The 22,531-nt window shown below is 46.2% G+C and carries 23 protein-coding genes; 11 read left to right on the top strand and 12 right to left on the bottom strand.

What is annotated here, in order from left to right; genetic code table 11:
- The first annotated feature begins 239 nt into the window (after window positions 1-239).
- Together ACOGW3_RS14635 and ACOGW3_RS14630 are read left to right on the top strand one after the other, a co-directional pair.
- The gene (locus ACOGW3_RS14635) at window positions 240-1,445 is read left to right on the top strand and encodes a class I SAM-dependent rRNA methyltransferase (RefSeq protein WP_419903654.1); all 1,206 of its coding nucleotides are present in this window, start codon (window positions 240-242) and stop codon (window positions 1,443-1,445) included.
- Window positions 1,446-1,450: 5 nt separating this feature from the next.
- A complete protein-coding gene (locus tag ACOGW3_RS14630) occupies window positions 1,451-1,924 on the top strand; it encodes a GNAT family N-acetyltransferase (protein WP_419903653.1) in 474 nt (157 codons plus the stop codon).
- Here ACOGW3_RS14630 and ACOGW3_RS14625 read toward each other — a convergent pair.
- The 3 genes from ACOGW3_RS14625 to ACOGW3_RS14615 form a co-directional block, all read right to left on the bottom strand.
- Entirely contained in the window at window positions 1,921-3,345 is a 1,425-nt protein-coding gene (locus ACOGW3_RS14625) for a sensor histidine kinase (RefSeq protein ID WP_419903652.1), read from the bottom strand. The genes ACOGW3_RS14630 and ACOGW3_RS14625 overlap by 4 nt on opposite strands.
- A gap of 59 nt (window positions 3,346-3,404) precedes the next feature.
- A complete protein-coding gene (locus ACOGW3_RS14620) occupies window positions 3,405-4,820 on the bottom strand; it encodes a dihydrolipoyl dehydrogenase family protein (RefSeq protein ID WP_419903651.1) in 1,416 nt (471 codons plus the stop codon).
- Between the two features lie 92 nt (window positions 4,821-4,912).
- Window positions 4,913-5,668, bottom strand: a complete 756-nt coding sequence (locus ACOGW3_RS14615) for a TVP38/TMEM64 family protein (RefSeq protein ID WP_419903650.1) — start codon at window positions 5,666-5,668, stop codon at window positions 4,913-4,915.
- A 349-nt stretch (window positions 5,669-6,017) separates the two neighbouring features.
- Between ACOGW3_RS14615 and rpmH the strand changes: the two genes are divergently transcribed.
- The 6 genes from rpmH to argB all read left to right on the top strand — a co-directional run bounded on the left by rpmH (window position 6,018) and on the right by argB (window position 10,538).
- Window positions 6,018-6,152, top strand: coding sequence for a 50S ribosomal protein L34 (rpmH, locus tag ACOGW3_RS14610; RefSeq protein ID WP_419903649.1), 135 nt, complete (start codon window positions 6,018-6,020; stop codon window positions 6,150-6,152).
- Window positions 6,153-6,156: 4 nt separating this feature from the next.
- Entirely contained in the window at window positions 6,157-6,567 is a 411-nt protein-coding gene (gene rnpA, locus ACOGW3_RS14605; protein ID WP_419903648.1) for a ribonuclease P protein component, read from the top strand.
- Window positions 6,568-6,593: 26 nt separating this feature from the next.
- Entirely contained in the window at window positions 6,594-6,863 is a 270-nt protein-coding gene (gene yidD / locus ACOGW3_RS14600) for a membrane protein insertion efficiency factor YidD (RefSeq protein ID WP_419903647.1), read from the top strand.
- Window positions 6,860-8,662 (top strand): membrane protein insertase YidC, encoded by a 1,803-nt coding sequence (gene yidC, locus ACOGW3_RS14595; protein WP_419903646.1) that lies wholly within the window; start codon window positions 6,860-6,862, stop codon window positions 8,660-8,662. Before yidD ends, yidC begins: the two co-directional genes overlap by 4 nt.
- Window positions 8,663-8,820: 158 nt before the next feature.
- Complete coding sequence (gene yihA, locus ACOGW3_RS14590; protein WP_419903645.1) at window positions 8,821-9,492, top strand: ribosome biogenesis GTP-binding protein YihA/YsxC; 672 nt, start codon at window positions 8,821-8,823, stop codon at window positions 9,490-9,492.
- A gap of 137 nt (window positions 9,493-9,629) precedes the next feature.
- Window positions 9,630-10,538 (top strand): acetylglutamate kinase, encoded by a 909-nt coding sequence (gene argB / locus ACOGW3_RS14585; RefSeq protein ID WP_419903644.1) that lies wholly within the window; start codon window positions 9,630-9,632, stop codon window positions 10,536-10,538.
- A 38-nt stretch (window positions 10,539-10,576) separates the two neighbouring features.
- On the opposite strand, the gene ACOGW3_RS14580 is transcribed toward argB, so the two are convergent.
- Genes ACOGW3_RS14580 through ACOGW3_RS14570 form a run of 3 tightly spaced genes read right to left on the bottom strand, consistent with a single transcriptional unit; the run spans window position 10,577 to window position 12,382 of the window.
- Window positions 10,577-11,824, bottom strand: coding sequence for a DUF2336 domain-containing protein (locus ACOGW3_RS14580; protein WP_419903643.1), 1,248 nt, complete (start codon window positions 11,822-11,824; stop codon window positions 10,577-10,579).
- Between the two features lie 35 nt (window positions 11,825-11,859).
- The gene (locus tag ACOGW3_RS14575) at window positions 11,860-12,306 is read right to left on the bottom strand and encodes a GGDEF domain-containing protein (protein WP_419904063.1); all 447 of its coding nucleotides are present in this window, start codon (window positions 12,304-12,306) and stop codon (window positions 11,860-11,862) included.
- A complete protein-coding gene (locus ACOGW3_RS14570; RefSeq protein ID WP_419903642.1) occupies window positions 12,254-12,382 on the bottom strand; it encodes a hypothetical protein in 129 nt (42 codons plus the stop codon). Before ACOGW3_RS14570 ends, ACOGW3_RS14575 begins: the two co-directional genes overlap by 53 nt.
- Between ACOGW3_RS14570 and ACOGW3_RS14565 the strand changes: the two genes are divergently transcribed.
- Complete coding sequence (locus ACOGW3_RS14565; protein ID WP_419903641.1) at window positions 12,369-13,601, top strand: ISL3 family transposase; 1,233 nt, start codon at window positions 12,369-12,371, stop codon at window positions 13,599-13,601. The two genes, ACOGW3_RS14570 and ACOGW3_RS14565, sit on opposite strands and share 14 nt — an antisense overlap.
- A gap of 87 nt (window positions 13,602-13,688) precedes the next feature.
- On the opposite strand, the gene ACOGW3_RS14560 is transcribed toward ACOGW3_RS14565, so the two are convergent.
- The gene (locus tag ACOGW3_RS14560) at window positions 13,689-14,300 is read right to left on the bottom strand and encodes a DUF721 domain-containing protein (protein ID WP_419903640.1); all 612 of its coding nucleotides are present in this window, start codon (window positions 14,298-14,300) and stop codon (window positions 13,689-13,691) included.
- A gap of 172 nt (window positions 14,301-14,472) precedes the next feature.
- Here ACOGW3_RS14560 and mutY point away from each other — a divergent pair, with 172 nt between their 5' ends.
- Window positions 14,473-15,354: an A/G-specific adenine glycosylase gene (gene mutY / locus ACOGW3_RS14555; protein ID WP_419903639.1), complete on the top strand. Its 882-nt coding sequence runs from the start codon at window positions 14,473-14,475 to the stop codon at window positions 15,352-15,354.
- A 70-nt stretch (window positions 15,355-15,424) separates the two neighbouring features.
- A complete protein-coding gene (locus ACOGW3_RS14550) occupies window positions 15,425-16,657 on the top strand; it encodes an ISL3 family transposase (protein ID WP_419901077.1) in 1,233 nt (410 codons plus the stop codon).
- Between the two features lie 2 nt (window positions 16,658-16,659).
- On the opposite strand, the gene ACOGW3_RS14545 is transcribed toward ACOGW3_RS14550, so the two are convergent.
- From ACOGW3_RS14545 to ACOGW3_RS14525, 5 genes are all read right to left on the bottom strand, one after another.
- Entirely contained in the window at window positions 16,660-17,586 is a 927-nt protein-coding gene (locus ACOGW3_RS14545) for a lysophospholipid acyltransferase family protein (protein WP_419903638.1), read from the bottom strand.
- Window positions 17,583-18,569, bottom strand: a complete 987-nt coding sequence (gene lpxK, locus ACOGW3_RS14540) for a tetraacyldisaccharide 4'-kinase (RefSeq protein ID WP_419903637.1) — start codon at window positions 18,567-18,569, stop codon at window positions 17,583-17,585. Before lpxK ends, ACOGW3_RS14545 begins: the two co-directional genes overlap by 4 nt.
- On the bottom strand, window positions 18,556-19,173 hold the full coding sequence (locus ACOGW3_RS14535; RefSeq protein WP_419903636.1) for a lysophospholipid acyltransferase family protein: 618 nt from the start codon (window positions 19,171-19,173) through the stop codon (window positions 18,556-18,558). The genes lpxK and ACOGW3_RS14535 overlap by 14 nt, the downstream gene beginning before the upstream one ends.
- 113 nt (window positions 19,174-19,286) lie before the next feature.
- Window positions 19,287-21,113, bottom strand: a complete 1,827-nt coding sequence (gene msbA, locus ACOGW3_RS14530) for a lipid A export permease/ATP-binding protein MsbA (protein ID WP_419903635.1) — start codon at window positions 21,111-21,113, stop codon at window positions 19,287-19,289.
- A 67-nt stretch (window positions 21,114-21,180) separates the two neighbouring features.
- Entirely contained in the window at window positions 21,181-22,527 is a 1,347-nt protein-coding gene (locus ACOGW3_RS14525) for a TldD/PmbA family protein (RefSeq protein WP_419903634.1), read from the bottom strand.
- Window positions 22,528-22,531 lie beyond the last annotated feature (4 nt).

Below are 22,531 nucleotides of genomic sequence, written 5' to 3'. Positions count from 1 at the left end.
CAGGTTAACAAAGACCATATTGCACCGCAACAATCCGCATTTATTTGTTAGTAAACGAATCGTCAGATTTTAAAGGCAAAACCCGCCTCTAAAACAGTGGCTCCATGTTGCTACAGCTCTGTTTACAGGGTTACCTTGTCTTTAATCTCAAAGTGTTAAAAAGGTCACGCTTGCAGCTTGCGCCGATATAGCTAGACTGCGGCAAAACTTACACCCTGACGAAAAAAAAAGGTACGACCATGAGCTCCGCTCTCGATCTTAAGCAACGACCCACCATTCGCTTGAAGCCAAAAGCGCAAAAACGACTTCTCAATGGTTACCCATGGGTCTTTTCAAACGAGATCGAAGTCAACGCCGAAACAAAACAACTCCCAGCTGGAATTGTGGTCCGGATCGAGGCCCACGATGGACAGCCACTCGGGACTGCTATCTACAATCGTCAGCCTTTGATTTCCGCCCGCATGCTGAGTTCAAGCGCCAAAACAATAATAGATGAAGATTTTTTTGCTTCTCTTTTGAACAGGGCATTAACTCTTCGAGAAACATTATTTGATGCACCATATTACCGTCTGATCCACGCAGAGGCTGATGGCATTCCCGGTACGATCATCGATCGTTATGGAGACACCCTCGTGCTTCAGGTTAACACCGCAGGAATTGAAAATCTTCTGCCCGCGCTGTTATCGGCCCTCGACAAAGTTCTCGACCCCACAACTGTTGTTTTGCGTAATGATACTCCGTCCAGGTTACTTGAGGGTCTCGAATGCTACGACAAAGTTGTTAAGGGTGAGCTGAACGGCCCGATCAAGGTTATCGAACACGGTGCGACTTTCTTTGCAGAACTGCAAGAGGGCCAGAAAACCGGATGGTTCTTTGACCAACGCGACAACCGAAAGCTCGCTGCGAGTTTTGCTAAAGATGCCAATGTTCTCGATTGCTATTCCTTTGCAGGCGGCTTCACTGTGCAATCTGCCTTGGCCGGGGCGAATTCCGTGATGACGGTAGATCGCAGCCAAACAGCGTTGGATCTTGCAGCCATGGCTGCAAAGGAAAATGGCGTCGCTGACAAATGTACTTTTGTTAAGGCAGAAGTTTTCAATCACCTCGCCAAGCTTGCAAATGACAATGTTACATTTGACCTTGTGATCGTTGATCCTCCTGCTTTTGTCAAAAGTAAAAAGGATCTCCAACAAGGCTCAAAAGGGTACCGAAAACTTGCGCGCCTTGCCGCAAAACTTGTAAAACCCGGTGGGTATTTAGTGGCGGCTTCTTGCTCGCACCACATGGATATTGATAACTTTGCGGAACAAATGCGCAAAGGGCTTCTCGATGCGAACAGAAAGTCACGCTTGCTCTTTACCCGCGGCGCAGGACCAGACCATCCCGTTCACCCATTTCTGCCGGAATCAGAGTACCTGAAGCTTCAGCTCTATACGCTCGACTGATATCAATGGAAGTCAAAACGGACCTTCTTGAAAATCATCCCGAGTTTATAGAAGCTTGCGCTCATTGGAATTACAACGCTTGGAGTAAAAATTCAGGCTGGACATTAAAACAAACTATTTCTGGCTACAGAGATCTGGCATCCAATAATAAGCTCGAACAAGGCTTCGTTGCATTATCAGAAGGTAAGCTACTGGGGACGGCACTCCTAATCGAAAACGATCATGAGAGTTACAAACATTACCGCCCCTGGTTGGCTGCTCTCTATGTTGATCCCAATCATAGAGGCCAAAGAATTGCCAGAAATCTGGTAAATACAGTTAAAGATTTTGCCCGAAAACGTGGCGAAGCCAGGCTGTTTCTCTATACAAAAACACCTAAAATATACAAGGCTATGGGCTGGAATTTAGTTGAAGTATTTATGGAGAACAACACTCAATACTCACTTATGGATACTAATCTTATTAAACCTTCAGCCTAACCAAAAAGATGTTCGTTTCTATTAGTAATACTGTCGCCAAGCGGAAGCTCAAGACAAAAACATGCCCCTCCCAACTCCGAGACATCCAACCAGATATCACCACCATGTGCACGCATCAGATCTCTCGTAATTGCCAAGCCCAACCCTGACCCGTCCTTGCGCGTAGATCCCTTGAAGGGTTTGAACAGGTTATTTCTAATTTCTACTGGAATCCCCGGCCCATCATCCGCGATAGATACAATCAAGCAATCCGGTTCCTGTTGAAGACGGATATCGACAGTAGAGGCACCAGCTTGTTCTGCGTTACGTGCCAAGTTTTCAAACACCCTATACAATTGCTCCCAATCCCCGGACACGAAGGTTCCTGGTGGTATATGATTTATCACGTTTAAATCGACACTCTCAGCAACATCGATAGTATCAGCAACTTCCCCTGTAAGCTCGTGCAGATCAAACTCCATCACGTCCAACTGAGGCTTTCCCTCTTTGGAGAAATTCAACATTTGACCGCAGATATGAACGGCACGGTCGATCGCAGAGAGCAAGACAGGCGCAACTTCACGTACTTCGGGATCATCACTGCGGTTTAGGCGATCAGATATCAATCTGGCAGTGGCTAGGCCATTTCGTAAATCATGATTAATCTTAGCAGCTGCCGTCCCAATTGCTGCCAGCCGGGTCTTTTGCCCTAAAGATTCCTGTAAGGACCCCTGCATGGATGACAGCTCTCTCTCTGCAACACCGACTTCGTCGGTACGGCTTGATGGTTCAATCACGCGAGTTACATCTTCAGGTGCATCCCTAAAGGTAATCATATTTCGCGTAATGCGCCTTAACGGTTGCACAAGAAGTCTGTGCAGACTGACAAACACAAGCGCAGCCGTCATCAAAGCGATCCCCAGAGACAAAGCTAGAATCCGCCACGAATAATCGAACATGTCCATGCGTAGCGGAGCTTCGCTCATAACCACTTCAACAAGAACATCCTTGTTCTTCGGTGAAGGACCGATTACCCGCAGGACACGATGGCGAGATTGGGCTAAAACAACAAAGGCATCTTTTATTAACCCAAAGAAGCTTTCTTCCCGAAGATCATAAGTTGCGTCCACTTCAACGTCGGCACCGTTCATAAGCATCAATTTGCCCTGTCCAGGCCTCGTTAAAACAACCGTAAGCGCATTTACATGGCTTAAGAGTTCCTTTTCCAGATCCTCACCAACCATCATGTCATCCGTGGCATCAAGAGCAAGTATCGCCAAGTGTGCATCTGCCAAATGCTCTTGAAGATAAACCAAACGAAAACGGCCAATAGAGGGCGCAAATATCAAAATCTCAGCGAGCAATACAAAAATTGCCGTCAAAATGAGGAGTTTTGCTGAAAGGCTGGTGACAAAAGGGGGCAATTGAAGTTTGGCTGGCATTTTTCAACTATATCACAAAGGTATAATTCACAAAGCTTGGGTGATTGTTTCGTAAGGTATCAACCGAATTTAGCAAGAAATCGAACGATCATCTTCACACGATCACTGAAAAGGGATTCGGTGTAGTAACTTCCTGCAACCCTCTTGCTCACCTCCGAAAGAGTCGGATAAGGCGCAATCACATTTGCCATGTCTCCGATTCTCAAACCCTTTGAGATCGCCAAGCCCCAGGGCAGAATTAGTTCTCCCGCCTGTAAACCAACGATAGATGCCCCCATTATCTTACCCTTTTTGCCCACAACGACCTTTATCAAACCCTCTGTTCTTCTTTCAGCGCGGGCTCGATCATTGTCAGCATACGACCAGGTAAGGATACGGTGTTCACGACCCGATTTCTTAGCATCAACCTCGGAAAGACCAACCTGTGCCAACTCTGGATCGGTATAGGTAACCCAGGGCACTGAGGTATAGCTAACTTTAGCGGGTAACCGGAACAATGCATTCCGGATAATAATACCGGCGTCATAAGCAGCCATATGCGTAAATTGGAACCCGCCGGTTACGTCGCCAGCGGCAAATATCTTCTTGTTAGATGTACGCAATCTCTGGTCAACGGTAATACCGCTGCGCTCATAATCAATGCCCGCGGCTTCAAGGTTAAGACCTTCGATATTTGGTGTTCTTCCTGCGGCTAACAAAAGGTGACTACCATTAAGCTCCTTCTCTTGCCCGTCCTTTTCAACCGTTAGGGAGATACCGCTTATTGATTTCTTTGCAGAAAGAACCTTTGTATTTTCCATGATCGCCAGACCATCATCAATCAGACGACCTTTAACCACAGCGACTAAATCGGGATCATCTTTGGGCATAATGGTGGCCATTTCAACTATGGTGACCTTACTGCCTAAATTATGAAAGGCTTGCCCCAGTTCACATCCAATGGGTCCACCACCGACGACAATTAATTCTTTGGGTAAATCCGTTAAATCAAATATGGATTCGTTCGTGAGATAATCAATATCCTCTAGTCCCTGAATAGGAGGAACCATAGCCCTTGACCCTGTCGCAATCACAAATCGCCTAGCTTGAATTGTCTGATCACCAGCCTGCAGGGTTTTAGTGTCTATGAACTCTCCCCGAGCCTGAACAACTTTGACACCGAGAGATTCGAACCTTTCTACGGAATCATGAGGTTCAATCTCAGCGATAACATCTTTCACATGATCATGTACCGCCTGAAAATCTACCTTCGGAGCTTGGTAATTCACCCCGAAATCTTTGGCTTTGACCCATTGGCGAGCAGCTTTACCTGCTGTTAGAAGCGCTTTCGATGGGACACAGCCGTAATTAAGACAGTCACCCCCCATCTTTCCGGACTCAACAAGAACGGTATCAGCACCCATCTGAACCGCACCCGCTGCGATCGACAAACCAGCCGAACCAGCCCCTATTATGCAGATATCAGTCTTAATCATGCCCCAACCCCGGCTTATTTCATATTTGTGTACATAAGTTTACCGAACACCATGAGCCCCCATCGCTCAAGTATTCGAGCCCGAACTATCAATTAAAGCTGCTTATTTTTGCAGATTCTTTTGTAGAGAACGGGAATAAGGGACAGAAGGGCCAATCCCATAATGGGCATTAGAATCTCTGGCTTAAGAATAATTCCAAGATCCGGTGTTTCACCAGATCTAAATATTGCATCCAGCCCATTACCAACACTGGCATACACAAATGTCCCAGGAATAATTCCAATGAAAGTCGCAATCATATAATTTCGCAAAGACACACCAACGAATGCAGGTACCAGGTTAACCAACCAAAAAGGAAATAATGGGACCAGCCGCAAAACAAGAAGATAGCTCAGTTCATTTTCATGGAAGCCGGCTTCCATTTTTTTGAGATAACCTTTAGCCCTCTCGTGGAAGAAATCTCTAAAAGCGAACTTGGCTGCAAGGAATACTAGGGTAGACCCAACAGTCGCAGCAAGAACTGCATAGCTCCCTCCGAACCAGGTCCCGAACAAAAAACCTCCTGCTATTGTCAGGAAAGAACCACCCGGTATCGAAAAGGCGATCGCAACGGTATAGAGCCCAAGGAAAGTCAATATCGCAATAAAGCCTCTTTCCTGCACGAATCCGTCTAAGACGTCCCTATTTTCTTGCAAAGCTTCAAAGCTGAGAAATCGATGCCACCCCATAGAATAAACCACAGCCAGCCCTGCCCCTAACAGAAGGAGTGGAAGCATGCGCTTAAACTTTGGTGCCTGGGCCTTATTGTCGCCACTCGGTGTCGTCATGGTATTTTCTGTATCTGTCATGAGCATATAGTTTTGTCGGAATGACCAAAAAAACAAGTCTATCAAGTAGTTCACACAGTGATGTGATCGATTGAGAGCAACTTACCGCACTAATTATCCTAATATATAAGGATTTCAGGATAAAAAACATAAATAGCCCTGTTGTTTGCGACGGAACATTGATAAGAAGGGCGCAACCGTGGTTGTAAAGAATCCCCAGCAATAAGGATTCCTTTGTTTCTTCAGAAAAAAATCTTCTGAATTTTAAAGGAATCCATGGAATTTTATTTACAGGCGTTGACAGATGCCCGGTGCCCGCTTATACACCGACCACTAATTTCGACAACCTTCCGGACAACGGAGAATTACAGTGAAGCGCACTTTTCAGCCGAGCGTATTGGTACGTAAACGCCGCCATGGCTTTCGCGCCCGTAAAGCTACAGTCGGCGGTCGCCGCATCCTAGCTAACCGCCGCTCAAGAGGTCGTAAGCGTCTATCCGCTTAAGACTATGATACCCGAGATCGGAAAGCTCAAAAAGCGATCCGAGTTTCTTCGGGTAGCAGCGACGCATAATAAATGGGTCACACCCGGCTTGATTCTTCAAGCCATGCGGCGTCAACCTGAAAGTTCCTCTAACTCAGAGGAACTTTATAGGTCTGGCGCCATTTGCATTGGTTTCACGGTAACCAAAAAAGTTGGTAATGCCGTGATTAGAAACCGGGTTAAGCGCCGATTACGCGCCGTTGCAGCCGAATTACTTTCCGAATATGGGAAAGCTGGACACGATTATGTATTGATAGGACGGAAGACAACAATTTTTCGTCCTTATGAAGACCTAAAAAAAGATCTGATTTTTGCTCTCCAACGGGTTAAAACAGATCGTAAAAAGGCTTCAGGCAAACAAAAGCCTCAAACATAAAACCAACAAAAAGGGAGGACACGATATTGAAAATATTAAGTGCACTCCTACTTGGTTTCGTAAAGCTGTACCAATATGGAATCTCTCCCTATACTCCCGCAAGCTGCCGGTATCACCCCACATGCTCCCAATACGCTAGCGAGGCTATTGTCACGCACGGCGCACTAAGGGGTGGTTGGTTAGCTATAAAACGTCTTTCCCGCTGTCATCCATGGGGTGGCTACGGATATGACCCTGTACCAGAACCATCTGGCGGCGATCATTGTCACGATTGCCAAGCCACGAACAACCGTTGAGCCGATCACTGATGCAAAACGAAGATCAACGTAATATTGTAATTGCTGTTATACTCTCAGCAGTCATTCTCTTTGGGTGGACCTTTGCGCAGGAATATTTTTTCCCGCCATCACCTGAGCAAATTGCAGCAAGAGAAGCGGCTCAACAACAAGCACAGACTCAGGCATCTGCCGGTTCTGATGGCAGCATCCCAGACTTACCCGGCGGTACAGATAATCTGCTTAGTCTAATCGAAGGTGCCCCAAGAGATGAAGTTCTCGCCAACGGAACGCGCATTACCATTGATACTCCAACAGTTCAGGGAAGTATCTCACTCGTAGGTGGCCGTGTAGATGATCTGGTTCTGAAGAATTACCAAGAGACAATTGAAGAAGATAGCGACAACGTTGTCCTTCTTTCTCCTGCCGGAACCAAAGATCCATATTACGCTGATTTCGGCTGGATCTCTAATGATCGAAATTTGTCTCTCCCGAACCATAAAACTGTTTGGGAAACAACAAGTACAAACCTAACACCTGACAGCCCAGTTACCTTAACATGGAACAATGGTCAGGGCCTTTCGTTCGAACGTACTCTGAAAATTGATGACGGCTACATGATTAACGTCACCCAGAATGTGGTGAATTCATCTGGTAATGCTGTTGATCTTGCTCCTTATAGCCGCGTGTCCCGCATAGGCACCCCTGAAACTCTTGGCTATTATATCCTTCACGAAGGACCAATTGGCGTTCTAGGTGGTAGCCTTACCGAGGTTGATTACTCTGATCTTCAAGATGATAAAGAAATCAAAATCCCCACGACTGGCGGATGGATTGGCATTACCGATAAATACTGGCTGACGGCTCTCATTCCAGATCAAAGCAAATCAGCAAATACCAGATTTTATTATAGCGGTAAAAACGGCCCCGACCGGTATCAAACAGATTATTTCTACGATGCAGAAATCATCGGATCCGGTCAGACTGCAGAATTCACCAGTAACTTCTTTGCGGGCGCGAAGGAAGTGCCTCTCATCGACGCATACAATGAAAAACTTGGCATACAAGATCTTGATCTTGCAGTTGATTTCGGTTGGTTCTACTACATCACGAAGCCTTTCTTCTATGCTTTGCACTGGATGACAGGGATCGTAGGTAATGTTGGCCTATCTATTCTCGCAGTAACAGTTGTAATCAAACTGTTCCTCTTCCCACTGGCGAACAAATCTTATGTTTCCATGGCCAAAATGCGGAAACTTCAGCCTAAGATCGTTCAGTTGAAAGAAAAATTTGGCGAGGATCGTCAAAAGCTCAACCAGGAAATGATGACCCTCTACAAGCAAGAGAAGGTCAACCCGATGGCTGGGTGTCTGCCGATCATTGTTCAAATTCCGATATTCTTCTCACTCTACAAAGTTCTATTTGTAACTCTTGAGATGCGACAGGCTCCATTCTATGGCTGGATTAACGATCTTTCCGTTCCAGATCCGACATCCTTGGTAAATGGCTTTGGCCTACTCCCTTGGGGCATCCCCGAAGCAGATACATTGATTGCGTTCCTCAACATTGGCATCTGGCCTGTGTTGATGGGGATCTCAATGTTCTTGCAGCAGCAGCTGAACCCTCAACCTGCCGATCCTATACAGGCTAAAGTATTCCTCTTTATGCCTCTGTTCTTTACCTTCCTGCTTGGAACCTTCCCTGCTGGTTTGGTGATTTACTGGACATGGAACAACCTGCTTTCCCTTATTCAGCAGGCAGTGATTATGAAAAAAGCCGGTGTTTCGCTTGGGCGTCAGCCTACAGCAAGTAACACTTAAGCTTTAGAAATACTTCCAAGACCAATACGAAAGGCCCTGATAGTTAACTATTGGGGCCTTTTGCTTTATTTCTTGCTGTGTGCTATCGCAAGGATTATTCATGCCCCCGATTGGAAAATCGACACGCCACAAAGTCCTTGGGACTATAGGAGAGAAAAGTGACTGACGACGCCCCAACTACAGGCATCACATTCGACAACCCAGGAGACGATCCCTTACTGGTCGAAGCCGGTCGCCTACTTTTCACCCAATCCTGTGATTTTATTCTCGGCGCGACCAAAGATGAACATATCGGCAATTTTGGCCTCCCTGAAATTGCCTTTGCAGGGCGCTCAAATGTTGGGAAATCCAGTTTGGTTAACGCCCTAACGGGACAGAAGACACTCGCAAGAACATCCAACACTCCTGGACGCACCCGTCAGCTTAACTTTTTTGATTTGGGTAAGAGGCTGATGCTTGTTGACCTGCCTGGATATGGTTACGCACAGGCCTCCAAATCTGATATTGCCTACTGGACCAACCTTACCCGCAATTATTTACGGGGACGCGCAGAGCTCAAACGCATCTTCTTACTCATCGATTCTCGACACGGCGCAAAAGACAGCGACCGAGAAATCATGGATGAATTAGACACTTGCGCAGTATCTTATCAGGTCATCATGACCAAAACAGACAAGATCAAACCAACCGAGTTAGCTAAAGTCGAGGAAAAGCTGGTCACTGAGCTCTCCAAACGTCCAGCTGCGCATCCTCAAATTATCAAAACTTCATCTGTTAAATCTCACGGCATTACGGAACTAAGAGCAAGTATTGCCGCGCTAACAGAATAAAAAGCTTAGCACTATCCAGGTTTTCACTCTGGATAGATTTCGCTATAAGCTTGAGATATAACGGGTAGATCCTATAGAGCTGATATCCTCAGCAACATTAGAACCCCACAAATCGAAAAACTTAAAGGTCGCCGACGATGACAACAAAGCATGCTAAGGACCCAAGAAAGTGGCTGCGGACAGCCCAGACCATTTCCGAGGCCTTACCATTTATGCGCCGCTATTCTGGGCGTAAAGTTGTCATCAAATACGGTGGACACGCTATGGGCAATGCGGAACTTGCTGACAAGTTTGCCCACGACATTGTCTTGCTAAAACAAGTGGGAATCAGCCCAATTGTTGTCCATGGCGGCGGTCCCCAGATTGGTGAAATGCTTAAACGGCTCGCTGTAAATAGCGAATTTGTCGATGGTCTTCGGGTTACAGATTCCGAGACTGTTGAGATCGTCGAAATGGTTCTCTCGGGCAAAATAAATAAAGGTATCACCGCTGCGATTAACAAGGCTGGCGGTACAGCCGTTGGGATTTCCGGTAAAGATGGCAGCCTGATCAAAGCCCGAAAACTGCAGCGAACAGTGAAAGACGAAGATTCTAATATTGAGAAGGTCTTGGACCTTGGCTTTGTTGGTGAGCCAGATGTTATTAACCCCAGTTTCCTCGAAGAACTCGACAAATCTGGTATGATCCCGGTAATTGCTCCAATCGGTTTTGGTCCTAACGGAGAAACCTACAATATCAATGCAGATACCGCTGCGGGGGCTATTGCCGCAGCTGTTGGTGCTTCGCGATTACTCCTTATGACAGATGTCGCAGGTGTTTTGGATAAAGAGGGTACCCTTATTTCTGATATCACCGTACAAAAAGCACATGACTTGAGGAAAGACGGAACCATAAGTGGCGGTATGATTCCCAAGCTTGAGACTTGTATTAATACCGTCAATGGCGGAGTTGATGCTGCGGTTATTCTAGATGGTCGCGTAGCTCATTCAATGCTACTTGAGATTTTCACAGACTGCGGTATTGGTACGCTCATAAAAAAGGGCTGAGTAATCTCAGCCCTTAAAAACTTTCTGATTTTTAGTAATCACAACTCATTATCGTCAAGATAGAGGGTTATTTGCCAATCCAGTTCTTTTTCGGGGATTGGTATATTCCCATTTTCATCAGCCTTAATAGATTGTTGTGGCGGTATTCCTGCAAGTCTTAACTGAACAAGACTTGCGAGCTCCATAGAGAATCCAGCCTTGCAAACAAGGGCAACAACCGTTTTTGAGGCACGTGACAAAATCATTCTTCTCACGATTTTTGCTGGCAAATCAGCCTTTAAGGCCAGGGCCTGAATAGCAAACTCACGATCACCGCAGTGTAGTCTCGTGGTAATACGGTCTTCGGTTAACTTCCCGGCCCGATTGAGCTGTTCAACTTCATCCTTGATCGCTTCTTCATCCTGCTCCTCAGAATTTTTATCATCGAGAACATTTTCAGTCGCCATCCGCTTTCGGATTTCAAGACCAATTGCTGTTGAAACTTCAGGATCAAGTCCTGGGCGATCTAATAGGCTATCGAGAAGCTTTTCTGTAACGAACCCGGCTAAGCGCTTCAAAGAGAGAGGAGAAAGCTTAGGCCGTTTCACAAGTGGCTTATGCCAAATCGCAATATCAGGTGCCTGTTCAACCAAACGATCGAGCGTTTCTTCCCTAATTTGTGCACTTTGGTTGTCCAGTAGAGAAGCAATCGCATCCTGATCTTCGGTATCAACAATTGCATCCGTAATTGTTTCTCCGATATTTGCCCTTCGGGAAATCGCTTTTAAGCGCCAGCCGCGCACACCATCCCAAATTAGCTTAAGAAGATCATCATCCGTAAGAATGGGAGAGTATTGTAATATTGGGCATGCAACAGCGTCATCTTCATCCGCAGCCAGTTGCTTTACCAAAGAAATAGGGATCGTATCCAGATCCTTGAGAGCATCTGAAAGAATACCACGTACCCTACTCTCTTGATCCTCTACCAACACCTTCAAGGTCTTCATCACAAAGTCATGTGCTTTGCGTTGAGTTTTCGGATCCAACTCAGGAGCTAATTTTGAAATTTTTTCAGCAAGTTCCTCTCGGACTCTTGCATCTTTATCCTTGGCAAGCAGGTAATCAGCTTGCACGGGTGTTTTGGAGTTTGATGCGATTGCCTGCCGTATTTCAGTGCTATCATCATCTGCAAGATAGTATAAAATTTCTGGCTGAATATCTGCACGTTGAGCGAGCGACAAGCGTACCTTGTCATCCTCGCTTTCAGCCATTTTTTTTGCATCTTCGTATGCAAAAGCTGTTTGCATTGACTTTCCATCCTTTGATGAATCAGACGGCTCACTCATAAACCAGCCTCATCCAACTTTTCTTTAACGACATAAACACCATTTTTACCTGATCGCTTGACCCGGTACATTGCCTCATCGGAATGCAAAAACAAATCCGAGAGCTTAAGCTCTTCCCGAACAGTAAAGAGATACCCTCCCACTGATGCACTAAGAGACCACTCTGGGTCATCATCGCGGGAAAAGGTTGGAATCAGCGTCTCTAAAAGTTCTTGGGCTTTACCCGTTGCCTCCTCTTCAGGAACAACAGGGAGAAAAATTGCAAACTCATCTCCACCGAGGCGAGCTAACCAGTCATTTCGCCGTGTTTTCTGCTTCAACACCTCGGCAAAATCCCGCAACAATTTATCACCTTCTTGATGCCCATAAGCATCATTGACGTACTTGAAATTATCTAAATCTAAATAAAGGGCTCTTCTCCGCTTTGTTGAGTAGAAAAAGATGCCGACCGCCAAGTAACCTGTTGATATGTATGGTTTCTGATAACTTTACATAGAGCAGGTATATGACAATCAACATCTCGCAGCATATTTTAGGCCTCAAAGGGCAACGTGTAAATGAAATTAAACTGGATGACGGCGGTGTTAAGATTGTCATTCACTGCAGCCGAGACGCGCGTAGGAGGGCTATAGACCCTGCTACAGGCCAGAAGGGAAGCATCAACCAGCATGTCCGCCGACAAGTAAACGACATCCCCCTTTTTGGGTATCCTTGTGTGGTCGAGATTGAGCTGGCGCAGGTTTATATTAACAAGGGCGAACGCCGCATTGAGGGGTGTGATTTTGTTGATAAAGGGTGCCGTTTCACTCACCGATTTTGCCGACTGATCAGTGGATTATGTCGGCATATGTCTATTCAAGCGGTTTCCAGACATTTGGATATACGATGGGAAACGGTCAAGAATATCGACAGGGCATACCTTATTGAAACTCTCCCTACGCTTGATCCTGCAGAGCTAACTGGCTTGGAATATATTGGTGTAGATGAAGTTGCCCGGGCGAAAGGTCATGACTACATGACGGTGGTCTACGATATGGTTGGCGGTCATCTGATCTGGGTTGAAGCAGGCCGAACTGCCGAGGTTTTTTCAAGGTTTTTGAAACAACTGCAACCAGATACAGCCTGCAAAATAAAGGCCGTAGCGATGGATATGGGGCCTGCCTACCAAAAGGCTGTCAGAGAGTCCTTGCCGTTGGCCGACATAGTATTTGACCGTTTCCACGTCATGAAAAACTACAGCAAAGCTATCCATAATCATCGTCGACTTGAGTTCAGAAAGGCCGATCCAAGTGGTAAAGAGTTGATGAAAGGGACACATTATCTGTTGCTCAAAAATGCGGATAAGTTGAGTGAAAAACAAAGTGACAAGCTGCAAAGGTTGCTGGAGAGCAATAGCAACCTGAATGCACTTTACGTCTTGAAAGAACAGCTTCAGCTGCTGTGGAGTGCCGCTTCATTTGAGGCGATGGCGGAGCAACTGGAACGTTGGTGCCTGATAGCAGATCAGTCACAGATGCTCTATCTAAAAAAGTTCGCGAAATCCCTACGGAAACATTGTGTGGGCATCTGCAACTACGCCAAACACAAGCTCACAAGCGCCAGGATAGAGGCTGGTAATGTCAGTATAGGAATGATCCGTAAGCGAGCCAGAGGCATCAAGGATACCGAATACTTCAAACTCAAAATTAGACAATCATCCATTCCAGATAATCAATCTATGCTCTATTTGAAATCCTAAATCTACTCAACAAAGCGGAGAAGTGCCATTTTGTTTACCCTAGTCTAGCGGTAACTATGGCGGCAATAGGGCAATGTGTCCTGATCACTATTTAGTGATCTTGTTTTTTGCTTTCAAGGTTCTGGCGAGCCGCTCCAGAGATGCTCTAAGGGAATCGTTTTTGACATCTGCAAACTCGGTTTGGATTGTCTTTTGTTCTTGTTTGTTGAGTTTTGGCAGCTCGGGAGGAGTCTTTCTCTCTACTTTATATAAAGGGCCTTGCTGAATGGAGAGTTTTGATATTGCCCGATAGCCAAAGTGACTGTTAACACGCTCTATAAGTTGTGGGGCTTGTTGCTGGATTACGAGGGCGAAGGCGGGGTCAGCTTTTATAAGGAGGGTGCCATCGTTTCGGACGCCCTGGCTGGGATAGCGTAATTTGATTGGAAGGCATTGGGTGGAAAGTTCTTTACCGACAATGGCGCTCCAGTCTTCTATTAATCCTGCTTCGGCAAATCCCCTTTTACCTGTGAGCTGCTTTGTCAGGCGTGGAAGGGAGGCCGCGATTGGGCGCATGGTTTTCTGGCGGCGAATAGGAGCATCGTTATCCGGCTTTTGTGTTGCACCGGATTTTTTCTTTGTAACCGAGCTTTTTTTCTTTGTAACCGAGCTTTTTTTCTTTGTAACCGAGCTTTTTTTCTTTGAGGGAGCTTTTGCCATTATTCGTTCGTGTTCTTTCTCTCACCAATCAGCGGAGTTCATTTGATCCCGACCTGAATGAAAAGCAGTATAGTCCAGTCCTGTCCAATTGACAGTTGCGATTCGCGTCATTTACGCGTTGATATATAAAAAGCTAAATAGGGCTTCACTGTGTGTTGGGAAAGAGTTGAGGATGATCGCTGAGAATTTATTGCCGTGGTATGATAAACACGCACGCGATCTCCCCTGGAGATTATCTCCCAAGCAGCGTTTGGCCGCACCAGACCATCAGTTTGCAGATCCTTATCATGTCTGGTTAAGCGAAATTATGTTGCAACAAACCACTGTTGTAACCGTAAAATCCTATTATCTGAAATTTTTGACTTTGTGGCCGACGATCCATGACCTTGCTGCAGAGGAGCTCGATAAAATTTTGAGTGCCTGGGCGGGGCTAGGGTATTACGCACGGGCTAGAAATCTTCATCGTTGTGCCAAGGTGATCTCTGAGGATTTTGCGGGTGTGTTTCCTGATACTGAAGAGGCTCTGTTAACCTTGCCGGGTGTGGGGCCTTATACGGCTGCAGCGATATCCGCGATTGCGTTCGATCAACCTTCGACTGTAGTTGATGGAAATGTGGAGCGGGTGATCGCACGGTTTTATTCGCTGCAGGACCCTTTGCCGGGTGTGAAGGGGGCAATGAAAGAATGTGCGGCAAAACAAACACCTGATAAGCGTTCTGGAGATTACGCGCAGGCGATGATGGATCTTGGGGCGACGATCTGTACGCCTCGATCGCCCGCTTGTGTCATTTGCCCAATTCAAGAAAATTGTTTGGGGCGACAAGACGGGACTGCGGCGTTGTTGCCGAAAAAAGCGCCTAAGAAGGCCAAGCCGACCCGGAAAACATATGCTTATATAATGAAGGATGAAATGGGGCGTGTGCTTCTGCGTCGTCGACCAGAAAAGGGGCTTCTCGGGGGGATGACAGAAGTTCCCAGCAGCGATTGGCTTCAAGGCGAGGGGCCGGTTCATAATCCTTTGATAAATTCGGCTCTTCTCCGCTTTGTTGAGTAGAAAAAGATGCCGACCGCCAAGTAACCTGTTGATATGTATGGTTTCTGATAACTTTACATAGAGCAGGTATATGACAATCAACATCTCGCAGCATATTTTAGGCCTCAAAGGGCAACGTGTAAATGAAATTAAACTGGATGACGGCGGTGTTAAGATTGTCATTCACTGCAGCCGAGACGCGCGTAGGAGGGCTATAGACCCTGCTACAGGCCAGAAGGGAAGCATCAACCAGCATGTCCGCCGACAAGTAAACGACATCCCCCTTTTTGGGTATCCTTGTGTGGTCGAGATTGAGCTGGCGCAGGTTTATATTAACAAGGGCGAACGCCGCATTGAGGGGTGTGATTTTGTTGATAAAGGGTGCCGTTTCACTCACCGATTTTGCCGACTGATCAGTGGATTATGTCGGCATATGTCTATTCAAGCGGTTTCCAGACATTTGGATATACGATGGGAAACGGTCAAGAATATCGACAGGGCATACCTTATTGAAACTCTCCCTACGCTTGATCCTGCAGAGCTAACTGGCTTGGAATATATTGGTGTAGATGAAGTTGCCCGGGCGAAAGGTCATGACTACATGACGGTGGTCTACGATATGGTTGGCGGTCATCTGATCTGGGTTGAAGCAGGCCGAACTGCCGAGGTTTTTTCAAGGTTTTTGAAACAACTGCAACCAGATACAGCCTGCAAAATAAAGGCCGTAGCGATGGATATGGGGCCTGCCTACCAAAAGGCTGTCAGAGAGTCCTTGCCGTTGGCCGACATAGTATTTGACCGTTTCCACGTCATGAAAAACTACAGCAAAGCTATCCATAATCAGCGTCGACTTGAGTTCAGAAAGGCCGATCCAAGTGGTAAAGAGTTGATGAAAGGGACACATTATCTGTTGCTCAAAAATGCGGATAAGTTGAGTGAAAAACAAAGTGACAAGCTGCAAAGGTTGCTGGAGAGCAATAGCAACCTGAATGCACTTTACGTCTTGAAAGAACAGCTTCAGCTGCTGTGGAGTGCCGCTTCATTTGAGGCGATGGCGGAGCAACTGGAACGTTGGTGCCTGATAGCAGATCAGTCACAGATGCTCTATCTAAAAAAGTTCGCGAAATCCCTACGGAAACATTGTGTGGGCATCTGCAACTACGCCAAACACAAGCTCACAAGCGCCAGGATAGAGGCTGGTAATGTCAGTATAGGAATGATCCGTAAGCGAGCCAGAGGCATCAAGGATACCGAATACTTCAAACTCAAAATTAGACAATCATCCATTCCAGATAATCAATCTATGCTCTATTTGAAATCCTAAATCTACTCAACAAAGCGGAGAAGTGCCGTTTCTTTGAGCTTGTTATAGGCTTCTTTTGGCCAACGGCGGTGGAGCCACAACCAATCCCCTGGTTTTTCTCTGATCCATCCCTCAATAATCTTATTCAACTCGGTCATGCCCTCTAGGCCCGCTTGTTCCCGATTTAAGGTATTAGGAAAATCTACTGCAGAATGACAGATTAAATGAAATGATGCTGGTCCCGTTCGTCGACATTGAATGGGAAAAACAACGGCATTTTTCTTGGCCCCTAATAGGGCAGGAGCTGCAGGAGTCATTGCAGGAATATCAAAAAAGGGCGCTTCGATACCATCGTTCATTTTTTGGTCAGCCAAAATCCCAACAGCAGACCCATTTCTAATCGCCTTTAGGGACGCGCGAGCCCCTTCCACGCCTTTCGACGCAGATATGTTTCCAGTTGAGGTTCTTATGTCGTCAATTTCTTGTGCGACTAAGGGATTATTGGGCTGGCGGACAATGATGGTTTGTGGGTAACCACGCAGTGCTGCTGTCATTGGCATTACTTCCCAGTTTCCAATGTGAGCACCAACAAATATTTTAGCCTTGTCTTTTACGTCGGGTGCTTCAAATTTCTCAATGCCTTCTACGGTTATGTACCCTTTGTCGAGTTGCACAATTTCCTTCAGGTGAGGGTATTCAAAAATAACACGCCCAAGATTATCCCACATATCTCGAATAATGTTTTTTCGTTCTTGGGAAGAAAGCTCTGGTAAGGCTAATCTCAAATTTAAATCGGCTTTTCTGGTTATTCCAAGACGTGGCCCTATCGTTCGGCCTAAAAAGCCACCAAAATTTGAACAGGATTTAACTGGAAATAATCCAACCAGACCGATCAAGAAGCGAAATCCCAGAGCTTCAATTTTATGGCGAAGGGTTGGTGTAGGGGTCATTTTATTCCGGGCAGCTTGTTGATAACATCCATTAGGTTATTGGGATTATCCCAAACCGCCCGGATGGGCAAGCAGTGGATCTGGTTTCTGAAATCTTCGGGGATTTTGGTATAATCTTTTTCGGTTGTTAATATCAGTTCTGCACCAAGATTTTCAGCCGTTTTTATAATTTCATGAAGCTCAGATCGGGTGTATTGATGGTGATCGGGAAAATCCTTAGTGCCGGAAAGAACCGCTCTTTGTTGCTCAAGAGTGGAATAGAATTTTTGCGGATAGCCGATGGCAGCAAAAGCAAATACTGACTTCCCCTTTATTGCTATCGAGGCGTCTACTGGTTCCACTTGTGCGTGAAGGACAGGTATCTCAGCTAAATGGGAGGAAATTTCCTGGTTGGACAGATGGCTATTGGAGTTCATTAAAACAACTGCATCAGCACGATTGGCACCACTGGGAATCGTCTCTCTTAGTGGTCCTGCAGGAATGACCCGGCCATTTGCAAATCCAAGATTAGCATCAACGATTATGAAGGAGAGATCTTTGAAAAGTTTTGGATTTTGAAAGCCATCGTCTAACAGTAAAATATCTGCTCCTGCAGCTATGGCTGCTTCCGCTCCTAATACTCTGTCACGACTGACCCAAGTAGGAAGGGAGCTTGATAACATAAGAGGTTCATCGCCAACTTCCGTAGGCTTATGTTTTTCATACTGGACTTGTATTGGGCCCCGTTCGGTACCACCGTACCCCCGTGTGACGATATGAGGAGTATAACCTTTGTTTGTGAGGATATCTGCTATGGAACGGGTAATTGGTGTTTTCCCGGTACCACCAGCACTGAGGTTGCCAATACAGATAACAGGAACTTTGACCTTCACGGGTTTTGTTAGCTTTTGTCTGAGGAACCCACCTGCCTTATAAAAAAGGGACGCCGGGAGTAAGAGCGTACTGATAAGACCGCGATTGTTCCAAAAATCAGGCGCTCGCATTGGCCGGCTTTTCTGTTTTTTCTGGATAAATAACGGGATGCCCAAAAGTGAGATCAGCTTCGGCGGTCAATTCGTTAAGCTGATTTTCAAGTTGCTCCCGATAAAGTTCTAGCTCTTCTTTAGAGGCATCACGTTCGACGATGATCGGCGTACCCCAAAGAATTATTCCGCGAGAAAAAGGCAGCGGTAGAAAAAAACGATCCCAGGAGTTAAAAACTTTGCGGTTAGAAACGCCACCTGTAACAGGAAGTATGGGGCGCCCAGTCATTTGTGCTGCTTTTATCGCACCGGTTTTCGCACGCATTCGAGGGCCTTTGGGGCCATCCGGTGTCACGCCTATAGCACCGCCTTTATCCAAAGTTCGCTTTAAGGTGACGAGAGCAGAAGCTCCTCCACGACGGCTTGATCCTTCTACTGTTTTAAAGCCGAGGTTCTCAATTGATTTGGCGATGACTCTACCGTCTCTATGAGCGGAAATGAGCATATGGAATTTACTACGATCACTATGCTTCCAGGCATGAAACATCATAATCATACGAGCATGCCAAAAGCAGCCGATTATATTCGACTCTTGCTCTAAATAACGACGGGTATCCTCAGGCATTCTTTCTTCCCAGCGAGTTGTTGCACGCACAAGGGAGATGTAACTAGAAATTAGCCTAGCGATAAGATTCTGAAAGAAGACAGAACGGAGGACCCGTTTAGATAACTTCATCGTTAATTAGTAACTGATACTTCAGAGCCGCTCATATCTATATTTACTGCTTGGGCTTCTTCAGCAAACTGTAGAGCGTAAAGTTTGGCATAGGTTCCACCCTTTTCCACGAGTTCAGGGTGGGATCCCTGTTCAATGATGCGACCACGGTCCATTACATAAATAACATCAGCGTCAATAACGGTTGATAGGCGATGAGCAATAACCAGAGTGGTGCGTCCCTTCATAAGAGTATTGAGAGCCGTCTGCACGTGGCGTTCTGATTCTGTGTCGAGTGCAGAAGTCGCCTCGTCTAATAAAAGAACGGGGGCATCTTTAACCATCGCTCGTGCAATGGCCACTCTTTGACGCTGCCCGCCCGATAGACGTGATCCTCGTGGACCGACCAGAGTATTGTAGCCGTCAGGCAAGGTTTGAATGAACTCGTGCGCATGGGCGTTTTGAGCGGCTGTTATTATTTCCTCTTCACTCGCATCTGGTTTGCCGTATGCGATATTGGCCAGGATTGTGTCATCAAAGAGCTGGATTTCTTGGCTAACCAAAGAAATGGACTGCCGCAAACTACTTAGCGTAACCTCACGAATATCCTGTCCATCGAGGGTAATACGGCCATCGGTGACATCATAAAAACGTGGGATCAGATTAAGAATCGATGTTTTTCCTGCACCTGATGCGCCAACGAGAGCTATGGTTTGGCTGGCTTTTGCTGTGAGATCAATTTTCTCTAAAGCAGGCGTTTCATCGTCGTAATTGAAATTGACTTGCTCAAAGCGAACCTCGCCCCGGGTTACCTTGAGAGTTTTCGCATTATGAGCATCGGTGATAGTGGGTTCACTATCGAGGACCGAATAAACCCTATGTGCTGCTGCGAGTCCTGCTTGCATGCTGGCATTGAGCTTGGATAATTTTTTAATTGGCTCATAGGCAAGTAAGAGTGCCGTTATGAAAGCAAAGAAAGATCCGGGATCTTTGGTGCCTTGAATGACTTCATTCCCGCCATAAACAATTACAATCGCGATAGCTATGCCGCCGAGAGTTTCCATGATCGGAGAGAGGATCGAGCTCGTTCTGGCTGATTTAAGGTTGAGGTGTAAGACTTTATAGACGGTATCTGAGACGCGTTTTGTCTCGTGGTCTTCCATATTATAGGCTTTGACGTGTCGAATGCCCTGGAAAGCTTCATCCAGTCGAGTTGTGAGCAGTCCTAGGGACTCTTGGGTATTGGTAGAGACTTTTCGGATCCGGCGTCCAGTCTTGGCAATTGGCAATATTGCGGTAGGAAAGGCGGCAAAAGCGATAGTTGCTAGGAACCAATCTTGGTAAAACATCATGCCAATCAAACCGATCGCAGTCAGACTATCCTTTCCGATAGAGGTGAGAGTGTTCGAAACCACACCTTTGAGCATGTTGGCGTCATTGGTGAATCGGGACACCAAATTACCGGATGATTCTTCGTGAAAATAAGCAAGATCCGTTCGCATCAATTTTGTGAACAGTTGTGTTTGTATGGTTGCGATAATCTCCAAGCCAACGTGTTGCATCAGCATTGATTGAGCATAAGTGGCGAGACCTTTTACGAGAAAAATGCCAACAACACCCATTGCGATTGGGAGCAGTAGTTCGTCATTTCGATTGAGAAAGATATCGTTGATTATCGGTTCCATTTGTTTTGCAAGCATAACGGTAGAGCCAGCAACCAACGCCATAGCAATAAGGGCCAATGCGATTTTGACGATCTGGCTGGAGACGTAATCTCGGAATAACCGCTTGATAAGGAAGCGGGTTGAGGCTTCGCCCAAAGCCATTTTATTACTTTTCTTACTCGACATTTTACTCATTCAAAGTTGCACATTTTATCAAATGCAAAAGATAGATATTTTACGTTTTGTAAAAAGATTAGTTGCCAGCAACTGTCATACCATCAATACGGATGGTCGGTGCATTGCTACCGTAACGGAAAGTCAAATCGTTAGCGGGTGTCAGATTTAAGAACATATCTTTGAGGTTCCCAGCGATAGTCGCCTCTGAAACCGGGTAGGCAATTTGACCATCTTCGATCCAATAGCCACCCGCACCACGGCTATAATCTCCGGTTAGTCCGTTAACGCTTGAGCCCATCATTTCAGTGACAAAGAACCCTTGTTTTATATCTTTAATCAAATCTTCAAAACTGAGCTTGCCCGCCTCCATATAGAGGTTTGTCGTTGATGGCCCTGGATTTCCAGAGGTTCCGCGAGATGCATGACCCGTGCTTTTTAAATTGAGTTGTCGTGCAGAGCTGAGGCTCAATAACCAGGTTTTGAGGACACCATTTTCAATAATATTTTGTTTTCTATTTGCGAGGCGCTCTCCATCAAAAGGCTTGGAACGCAGTCCCCGATTAATGTGGGGATCATCGACAATGCTTATCCCATCGGCAAAGATTTTTTCGCCGAGAGATTCTTTTAGAAAACTGGTTCCGCGTGCGATTGCGGGGCCAGTAATGGCGCCGACCATGTGCCCCATAATACTTGAAGAAACTCTGGGGTCGTAAACAACAGATATATTGTTGGTCGTATCGGGCTTTCGTGGGTTGAGGCGCTGGATTGTTTTTAACCCGGCGCTTTTTCCAATCTCAGCAGAGGACATAAGATCACTTCCATAGACGGCGCTAGAGAAATCATAATCTCGTTCCATACTCTCCTTCTCACCAGCAAGTACTGATACAGAAACAGAGTGACCAGAGGAATTATATGACCCGGAAAATCCATTGGATGCTGCAAGTGCTATAGTGGCTTCACCCCAGCTTGCCTCAGCACCCCCAGAGTTTGTTACGCCTTCTGTGGCAAGGGCTGCTTCTTCACACTCTTTGGCCCGTTTGATGAGCTCATCAGCACTAGGTTCCGTGGGGTCATAGATATCCAGCTCAGGTAAAGACGTGGCAATTTCATCTTCGCTGGCAATCCCGGCATAAGGATCTTCAGGAACTACTCTGGCCATGGAGATAACACGCTCTACAAGCTCATTTATCGCTTGTGGAGAAGCATCACTTGAAGAGACAACGGCATTTCGTTTTCCGATAAAGACACGAAGGCCTAAATCGTTAGATTCCTCACGCTCCAGTTTTTCCATCTTACCCAAACGTTGAGCATGAGACACAGAGACTGATCGGAACATAACAGCATCAGCCGCGTCAGCACCTGCTGCTTTGGCTTTTTTGATCAAATCTTCGAGCAGATTTTGTGACTCACAGAAAGAGGTCATGAGG

This window comes from Kiloniella sp. (genome assembly GCF_965205715.1).
In the GTDB taxonomy this organism is placed as follows: Bacteria; Pseudomonadota; Alphaproteobacteria; order Kiloniellales; family Kiloniellaceae; genus Kiloniella.
This window is presented reverse-complemented; position numbering and strand designations above follow the sequence as displayed.